This window comes from Streptomyces alkaliterrae, from assembly GCF_007097205.2.
Classification (GTDB): domain Bacteria; phylum Actinomycetota; class Actinomycetes; order Streptomycetales; family Streptomycetaceae; genus Streptomyces; species Streptomyces alkaliterrae.
Genome location: NZ_VJYK02000486.1, coordinates 1 through 2624 on the forward strand (window position 1 = coordinate 1; position 2624 = coordinate 2624).

At 74.5% G+C, this 2624-nt stretch carries 3 protein-coding genes; all 3 read right to left on the reverse strand.

Annotated elements, in window-relative coordinates:
- A partial coding sequence (locus FNX44_RS29290) for an NADH-quinone oxidoreductase subunit C (protein WP_438948044.1) occupies positions 1-1431 on the reverse strand: 1431 nt, incomplete at its 3' end.
- The gene (locus FNX44_RS25910; RefSeq protein ID WP_143651408.1) at positions 1428-2081 is read right to left on the reverse strand and encodes an NADH-quinone oxidoreductase subunit B; all 654 of its coding nucleotides are present in this window, start codon (positions 2079-2081) and stop codon (positions 1428-1430) included. The genes FNX44_RS25910 and FNX44_RS29290, both read right to left, overlap by 4 nt.
- Positions 2072-2443 (reverse strand): NADH-quinone oxidoreductase subunit A, encoded by a 372-nt coding sequence (locus FNX44_RS25915; RefSeq protein ID WP_143651409.1) that lies wholly within the window; start codon positions 2441-2443, stop codon positions 2072-2074. The genes FNX44_RS25910 and FNX44_RS25915 overlap by 10 nt, the downstream gene beginning before the upstream one ends.
- Positions 2444-2624: the final 181 nt, after the last annotated feature.

Sequence of the window (2624 nt, forward strand, 5' to 3'; positions counted from 1 at the left end):
GGGAGCGGGTGCCGTCGCCTGCGACGAGCGTCGGTCGGCGACAAACCTGCCGGCGCCGCTCACCCCGCTGGTCGGCCGCACCGCGCTGGTCGCCGACCTGGTCGGCAGACTGCGGTCGGCCCGGCTGGTGACGCTGACCGGGCCCGGCGGGGTCGGCAAGACGCGGCTTGCCGTCGAGGTGGCGGCCAGGCTGGTCTCCGACCACGCCGACGGCGTCTGGATGGCCGAGCTGGCCGGCGTGCCGGCGGAGGCCGCCGGAGAGGTGGAGGGGGTGGTGGCCCGGGTCCTCGGCATCCGCGACGACCGGGGGCCGGTCGCCCGGCCGTCCGCGCCGGGCGCGTGGTTGGGGCGGTCGCTCGCCGACCGTTCCCCGCTCCTCCTGCTGGACAACTGCGAGCACGTGGTGGACGAGACCGCCGACGTCGTGGCCGGGATGCTCGCCGCGGCGCCCGGGGTCCGGGTGGTGGCGACGAGCCGGGAGCCGCTGGGTGTCGCCGGCGAACTCGTCTGTCCCGTACCGGCCCTGTCGGAGGAGTCGGCGGCCGAACCGGCCGTCTCCGCGGCGCCCGTCGTGCGCTGGCTCGCGGAACCCTCGCCCACGCTACGGGCACGACGTGCCGGCCGCTCCCCGGCGGCAGCACCGGCGCCGGCCGCCCCCGCCTGGGAGGCGGAGCCGGCGGCGGCCGTGCGCGTACGGCGGGCGGGGCGCTCGCCGGCGGCGGCGCGGCCGCGCGCCGGGCGGGCCGGTGCGGGCGGCAGCTGCCCCTTCAGCGGGCCCCACTCGTTCGGGTCCGGCACGCCGGGCGGCAGCATCTGACGTCGCTTCGGGCCGTGGTCCGGTCCCTCGCCGGGTTCCTTGGCGCCCGGCCAGGCCTTGGCGACCCGGGCCGCGAGCACGAAGTCCTTCCGCAGCGGATGGCCCTCGAAGCCGTCCGGCAGCAGCAGCGGCGTCAGGTGCGGGTGTCCGGTGAACGCGACGCCGAACATCTCGTGCGTCTCACGCTCGTGCCAGGCGGCACCGGCGTAGACGTCGGTGACGGTCGGGAGTTCGGCGGCGTCGTGCGGCACGGTGGTGCGCAGCAGCAGTCGGCGCGGTGCGACACCACCCGTCGTCGGCAGCGCGACGACGTGTGCGGAGACGAGGAAGCCGGTGCCCGGTTCGTCGACGGCGCTCAGCCAGTCGAAGTAGCTGCAACCGAGTTCGTCCCGGGCGGTGGTGAGGGCGTGCTTCCAGCGCTCGGCGGGCACGTCCACTGTCAGCAGGTCGTACGCCTCGGCCGCTCTCGCGCCCGGCCCGAAGACCTGCGGCGCCGGTGCGGGCAACCACCCGACGGCGACCTCCGCCGCCTCGGGCGCCTCCGCACCGCCGGCACCCTCGACGCCCTCGGTGTCCTCGGCGTCCGGGCCCGGCCGGTTCGCTTCCTGACTCACTTCTCCGCCTCTCCCGGCTCGCCGGCCCCGGCCGCGGGCGTCGCCCCGGCCGCGGGCGTCGCGCCCGTCGCGGGCACCGACGGCGGGGTGACCAGCCCGCTGGTCAGCGCCGCCGGCGAGGCCGCCGGGCCACCTGTCCGCCCGTAGCGGTCGCCCAGCGACTCCTCGGCGATCTTCTCCTGGAGCTTGAGGATGCCCTGCAGCAGCGCCTCGGGCCTCGGCGGGCAACCGGGCACGTACACGTCGACGGGGATGATCTGGTCGACGCCTTTGGTCACCGAGTACGAGTCCCAGTACGGCCCGCCGCAGTTGGAGCAGGCGCCGAACGACACCACGTACTTCGGCTCCGGCATCTGCTCGTAGAGCCGCTTCACCGCGGGCGCCATCTTGTCGGTGACGGTGCCGGAGACGACCATCAGGTCCGCCTGCCGGGGGCCCGGCGCGAACGGGATGACGCCCAGCCGGATGAAGTCGTGCCGGGACATCGACGCGGCGATGAACTCGATCGCGCAGCAGGCCAGGCCGAAGTTGAAGACCCACAGGCTGTAGCGGCGTCCCCAGTTGAGGATCACCTTCATGGGCTCCGGCGCGAGCCGGGCCAGCGCGCCCAGCCGGCGCGGTTCGGGGAGGTCGGCGCGTGTCACGTCCATGTGAGGACGCCCTTCTTCCATGCGTAGAGCAGACCGATGGCGAGCAGCCCGAGGAAGATGAACATCTCCACCAGCGTGGCCGCCCCGAACCCGGCCGCGGCGAAGATCGTCGCCCAGGGGAACAGGAAGATCGAGTCGATCGCGAAGATGACGTAGAGGAAGGCGTAGACGTAGTAGCGGACCTGGGTGTGCGCCCAGTCCTCGCCCACCGGATCGACGCCGCACTCGTACGTCAGCATCTTCTCGCGCGTCGGCACGACGGGCCGCAGCAGCCGCCCGCCGGCGAAGGCCACGGCGACGAAGAGCACGCCGACGACCGCCACCAGCCCGACGACCGAGTAGCCGTGGAAGTAGTCCGGCACGACATCCGTCCCTGTTGTCTCGTGTCCCGTCTCGCGATCAGTCCCGCCGCCCGTTCCGCGTGCGCGTCCCGCGCTGCCACGGTTCCGGGTCGACGATCTGTACGCACGGGAGTCTAGGCCCTGACCAGCCGCGACCGGGGCGCCGTCTCATCCACGGCCCCCCGCGCGCCGCACCTTGCCC

Coding starts and splice junctions, on each gene's coding strand:
- FNX44_RS25910 (WP_143651408.1), bottom strand. CDS start 2,081: ATGGACGTGACACGCGCCGACCTCCCCGAACCGCGCCGGCTGGGCGCG.